The sequence below is a fragment of the Photobacterium sp. OFAV2-7 genome (assembly GCF_022347985.1).
Taxonomy (GTDB): Bacteria; Pseudomonadota; Gammaproteobacteria; order Enterobacterales; family Vibrionaceae; genus Photobacterium.
Genome location: NZ_JAKRFQ010000266.1, coordinates 1 through 5854 on the forward strand (window position 1 = coordinate 1; position 5854 = coordinate 5854).

General features: G+C 45.6%; 5 protein-coding genes and 1 pseudogene. 3 read left to right on the plus strand and 3 right to left on the minus strand.

Translation table 11 applies throughout. The features are described from left to right. Positions 1–323: pseudogene (locus MHN01_RS14115) on the plus strand (phosphorylase); the annotation flags it as partial. 133 nt (positions 324–456) lie between these two features. Here the strand turns inward: MHN01_RS14115 and fusA are convergent. Then, positions 457–2544: an elongation factor G gene (gene fusA, locus MHN01_RS14120; protein WP_239411924.1), complete on the minus strand. Its 2088-nt coding sequence runs from the start codon at positions 2542–2544 to the stop codon at positions 457–459. A gap of 489 nt (positions 2545–3033) precedes the next feature. Here fusA and MHN01_RS14125 point away from each other — a divergent pair, with 489 nt between their 5' ends. After that, positions 3034–3741, plus strand: a complete 708-nt coding sequence (locus MHN01_RS14125; RefSeq protein ID WP_239411925.1) for a DUF4336 domain-containing protein — start codon at positions 3034–3036, stop codon at positions 3739–3741. Positions 3742–3824: 83 nt separating this feature from the next. Here MHN01_RS14125 and MHN01_RS14130 read toward each other — a convergent pair whose 3' ends face one another. Together MHN01_RS14130 and MHN01_RS14135 are read right to left on the minus strand one after the other, a co-directional pair. After that, positions 3825–4283, minus strand: a complete 459-nt coding sequence (locus MHN01_RS14130) for an RNA methyltransferase (RefSeq protein WP_239411926.1) — start codon at positions 4281–4283, stop codon at positions 3825–3827. 114 nt (positions 4284–4397) lie between these two features. Continuing rightward, positions 4398–4730, minus strand: coding sequence for a PBPRA1643 family SWIM/SEC-C metal-binding motif protein (locus MHN01_RS14135; RefSeq protein WP_239411927.1), 333 nt, complete (start codon positions 4728–4730; stop codon positions 4398–4400). A gap of 291 nt (positions 4731–5021) precedes the next feature. Here MHN01_RS14135 and MHN01_RS14140 point away from each other — a divergent pair. After that, positions 5022–5854, plus strand: an 833-nt coding sequence (locus MHN01_RS14140) for an ABC transporter substrate-binding protein (RefSeq protein ID WP_239411928.1), incomplete at its 3' end; no start/stop codon positions are given.

The window sequence follows — 5854 nt, forward strand, 5'->3', positions numbered from 1 at the left end:
TCATAATCTCAGGCTCTCTGCCTTTTAGACATTGTCTTAATCGACTCACAAGACTGAGTGCAGACGAGTTGTATCAGCATTATATTGATGCATTAGAGACGTTGTCGCTGATTGATAATGCAGGGAAGTGTCACCCTTACAATATCTTACTTACTGAGCGCTGGATGCTGGTGTTGCCGAGGAGAATCAATAATATCGAAGGGGTGTTTGCTAACGCACTGAACTACAGCGGCAGGTTTCTGGTAAAACGCCCGGAGCAGCTCAGATGGCTGCAGCAGTACGGCATTATGCGCTATCTCACCGAGTGCAGCGAGAGTAATTAACAAGTCGCACAAAAGACATCATTGACGTTGTTCTTGCGCTCATTCCTGTATGCATTTTTTTTTACTACAGATTAAAAATAACCCCAGTTACCGAGGCAACTGGGGTTATCGATAGCTTAAAGTAATCTAAAAATTACTTCTTAGCGTCTTTTTCTTTCTGCTCTGCGATTACTGCTTCAGCAACGTTTGCAGGACATGGTGCGTAGTGTGAGAACTCCATAGAGAACTGACCACGACCAGAAGTCATTGTACGTAGAGTACCGATGTAGCCGAACATTTCTGATAGAGGAACGTCTGCTTTAATACGAACACCAGTAGTACCAGCCATCTGATCTTTGATCATACCACGACGACGGTTAAGGTCACCGATAACATCACCAACGTGATCTTCTGGAGTGAACACGTCTACGTGCATCACAGGCTCAAGAAGCTGTGCACCTGCTTTAGGCATAGACTGACGGAATGCACCTTTCGCTGCGATTTCGAATGCTACTGCAGATGAATCGACTGCGTGGAAGCCACCGTCGAATAGTTCGATTTCAACGTCAAGAACAGGGAAACCAGCTAGAACACCAGTGTCCATCATGCCAGCAAAACCTTTCTCGATTGCAGGCCAGAATTCTTTAGGTACGTTACCACCAACAACAGTTGAAGAGAACGTGAAGCCTGAGTTTGGCTCACCTGGCTTGATGCGGTAGTCGATCTTACCGAACTGACCAGAACCACCAGACTGCTTCTTGTGCGTGTAGCTATCTTCAACAGGCTGAGTGATAGTTTCACGGTAAGCAACCTGTGGCTGACCAACGATTAGGTCAACACCGTAAGTACGCTTAAGGATGTCAACTTTGATGTCTAGGTGAAGTTCACCCATACCTTTCAGGATAGTTTCACCTGAATCTTCGTCAGTCTCAACCTGGAATGATGGATCTTCTGCAACCATCTTACCGATAGCGATACCCATCTTCTCAGAACCGCCTTTGTCCTTAGGAGCAACTGCGATTGAGATTACTGGCTCAGGGAAGATCATTGGCTCAAGAGTACACTCGTGCTTAACATCACATAGAGTGTGACCAGTCTGAACGTTCTTCATACCTACAACAGCGATGATGTCACCAGCTTGTGCAGTAGTTAGTTCGTTACGCTCGTCAGCCTGCATTTCAACCATACGGCCGATACGCTCAGTCTTACCAGTTGCGCTGTTAAGGATTGTGTCACCTTTGTTCATCACACCTGAGTAGATACGGATGAATGTTAGGGCACCGAAACGGTCGTCCATAATTTTGAACGCTAGAGCACGTAGAGGCTCTTTTTCGTCAACTAGTGCAACTTCACCAGTTGGCTCACCAGTTTCTGGATCTGTTAGCGGTTGTGGATCAACTTCAGTCGGAGCTGGTAGGTAATCAACAACTGCGTCAAGAATTAGCTGCATACCTTTGTTTTTGAATGCAGAACCACAGAAAGTTGGGAAGAACGCTAGGTCACGAGTACCTTTACGGATACAACGCTTAAGGTCTTCGATAGAAGGCTCTTCACCTTCCATGTAAGCTTCCATTAGGTCGTCGTCCTGCTCAACAGCAGTTTCAACAAGCTCTTCACGGTAAGTTTCTACGTCATCAACCATATCCGCTGGGATTTCTTTGATTTCGTAGTTTTCAGGAAGACCTGTGTCATCCCAAACGTAAGCTTGACGGTTTAGTACGTCAACAACACCAACGAAATCATCTTCGCGACCGATTGGTAGAGTCATAACTAGAGGGTTAGCACCTAGAACGTTCTTAACCTGGTCAACAACGTTGAAGAAATCTGCACCCATACGGTCTAGTTTGTTAACGAAGATCAGACGAGCAACTTCTGATTCGTTAGCGTAACGCCAGTTAGTTTCTGACTGAGGCTCAACACCACCAGAACCACAGAATACACCGATACCACCATCAAGTACTTTAAGAGAACGGTAAACTTCAACTGTGAAGTCAACGTGTCCAGGAGTATCGATAACGTTTAGACGGTGGTTGTTCCAGAAACAGCTAACTGCAGCTGACTGGATTGTAATACCACGCTCAGCTTCCTGCTCCATGAAGTCAGTAGTTGATTCGCCGTCGTGTACTTCACCGGTCTTGTGGATTTGACCAGTAAGCTTAAGGATACGCTCAGTAGTGGTGGTTTTACCCGCATCAACGTGCGCGAAAATACCAATGTTTCTGTATTTAGATAAATCTGCCATTGTTTTTCTCTATAAACAATTACTGTCACTATTCGGTGGGGGAGTATATCACTGATTCAAACAAAGATTACAGAGCCCATGCACTATAAAATGAACATTTGCTTGTTTTTGCTTCGTCTTTTCTACATTTCCAGCTCAAACGCTCAATAAAACCACAAGACTACCAATGAGATAAGATAATCTGCTGGGAAAATCCCTATATACAGATTGCTTATCTTTATGGAAATGCAGCTAATTGTTTACTGAACGCCCAGTGATAATTCTCCGTATTGGTCGAGTCTGGTGTTGCTAATCATACATAAATCGGACTAAGTCTAGTTCGGTTAGCCCTCTCGTACCAGTTGTTGGCGTATATTTTACGCTTCAATGGAAACCTCCTTAGTTGACGGGATGTTTCGCCCATCGTCCATAGGTATTGCTCAAAAACTCATACTCAGTCGGCCAAGTATTGAAAGTGCTAGACTTTTCTCAACTAACCGGAGACGTGATATGAGCATGCTACTGACCGAACATACCCAAGACAGGATATGGACAGTTGACTATCCAGTGCATTATGCCGGTCTGGATTTCTTCTCGCGGATGACCGTGGTTCGCCTTATTGATGATCGGCTACTTCTGCATTCGCCTTGCCATTTCAGTCCGGCATTGAAAGCTCAGCTTGATCAGTTGGGAGAGGTTGCGTATATCGTTGCTCCGGGTTCGTATCATTATCTGCATATTGTCTCGGCACAGGAAACTTACCCGCTAGCAAAAACAATGATATGTCCGGGAGTTGAACAGAAAGTGCCTGATATGCAATTTAGCGAATTCCTTTGCGACAAGGTACCAGACAGCTGGATTGATGACTTTGACCTGGTATTGGTACGGGGCGCTAAATATATGTGGGAGGTGGCTTTTTTCCATAAGCCGAGCCGAACACTTATTCTGGTCGATCTTGTCGAAAATATTGGTGATAAAACAAAGGGAGTTGGCTGGGGGCTAAAGTTTTGGTGGAAGCTGGTTTTTCGTATGTGGAATCACCCTAAGCCCGCGCCTGAATATCAGTTAGGCTGGAAAGACAAAGTTGCCGCACGGCAGTCCTTATTGCAGATACTGAATTGGGATTTTGAGCGAGTGATTATTTCTCATGGTGATTTAATCAACCATAACGCCAAGGAGATAGTCAGGTTGGCCTGGGAAGTGCCACTTGAGCACTGACTATATCAGTGTGGAATAACCAAGAGGTATTCGTTATTCCACATGCTGTATATATAGAGGGCTTTTCGCGTTCTCTATATCGCTTATTTGTGGTTAGAGAAATTATCACCCTTTGCCATGCGATCATAAAGGATAACGTTCACGGCAGCGGCCAGGTTCATACAGCCTGTGGTCGGTACGTAAATCGTTTCGCGACAAAAATCGGTGATCTCTTTTTTTAGCGTGTTGTCTTCCGGGCCAAAAATATAAAAGGCGCGCTTAGGGTGCTTGTAGTCAGGCAGAGGCTTTGCCCCCTCAATCAGATCGACAGCAACAGGTACGCAGTCATGCGGAATGATGTCCTTCAGGTTCTGGACCCCGATAAGCGGAATATCCTGATAGACTTTTTTGGTGTCGGTACAAAACTTCTTGGCAAGGTCATAACGTGTACCTGTGTAAAACACCGAATTCACACCGTAGCAACCTGCAGCGCGCATTACCGAACCAACATTTTCAGGGGTTTTGGGGTTGAATAACCCGACACAGGAGTAGCCTTTGCTCATATCGTGAATATCTTCAAAATTTAAATCGAGGCGGGATTATACGGATTTTTCTGCAAAATTGCAGGGGCTAAAGACAGCAGCCCCACCAAGTGACGGGGCTGTTGTTGAAAGGCATTAGCCGCAGCATTTTTTGAACTTCTTGCCGCTGCCGCAAGAGCAAGGATCATTACGGTTTGGTGTTTTTTCAAATACCGTCGTTTTTGGCTTGTTTAGAATTGTCTCTAGTTCTACCAGATTTTCTTTTTCTTCCGCATTGACTGTAATTGTTGCAAAGAGCTGGTTTTCGGCAAGGATAGCTTCAACCTCTGCTTTGCGTTCTTCACTGTTAACCGTAAGCGGTAGCGGGTTGGCTTCGGTTCCTGGCTTGGTTGATCGTTTGGTGTTGTAACCGAAGCTCTCGTGCTTGGGTTTTTTCTCGATGCGGCCTTTATAGAAAAATTTAGACATACCTGAATCCTGAATAACGTATTCCGCACCTGCGGAGAGGGAGGGGATGTTAACGGCTAACCGGATAGCTCGCAAGTCAAAGGACTTACCTGTGTTCAACCTTTGTTCAATCGGATAAAAACGTTATATGCGCCGAACACATTATGTCGTTACCGAGCTTGCGACATTGTCGAATAGTGATTACTGTCCTATCGTAGAATAATGATAATTTGAACTTTTTTACCCTCAAGCAGGAGTTTCGAGGTAAGCAGGGAGACGCTAATGTTAAAAAAAATACCATTGTTCGGGGCAATGTTGTTCGCTACCGGAGCGATCTATGCTGCTGAGGTTCATGCTGCCAAGGTGATTGAGTCAAACAGTTTGGTTGGATTCGGCAGTGAAAAATATGCCAGCGATTTTACTCATTTCGACTATGTAAATCCCGATGCACCTAAAGGAGGGCAAGTCACCTACGCCCAGGTGGGCACCTTCGATAGCTTTAACCGCTATGCCAGTAGGGGAGTGTCAGCCGCAGGTGCGGAGGCTATTTACGATACCTTGTTTGTTGCTTCTGCAGATGAAATCGACAGCCACTATCCCCTTATTGCGGAAAAGGTCCGCTATGCCGATGATTTCTCGTGGATGGAAGTAGACATCAATCCCAAGGCACGATTTCATGACGGTCACCCCATCACAGCAGCCGATGTTGCCTTTACCTTTGAAAAGTTTCTTAAAGAAGGGGTACCTCAGTATAAGGTTTACTATAAGGACGTGAAGTCGGTAACGGCCAAGTCTGAGCTGACTGCCCGTGTCGACATGGTCAAAGCCAATCGCGAAATTCTATTCTCGCTGGTACAGGGAATGGTCGTGCTCCCAGAGCATTATTGGAAAGACAAGAATCTGAGTGAGCCTCTGAGTACGCCGCCTCTCGGCAGTAGTGCCTATAAGGTTGCCAGCTATAAGTCAGGCCAGAGCGTGACTTATTCGCTGGTTGATGACTACTGGGCCAAGGATTTGCCGGTAAATATCGGTCGTCATAATTTTGAAACCATCAAGTACGACTACTATCGTGATGAAACCGTAACCCTCGAAGCCTTCAAGGCGGGTGAATACGACATCCGGGAAGAAAATGTTGCCAAGTTCTG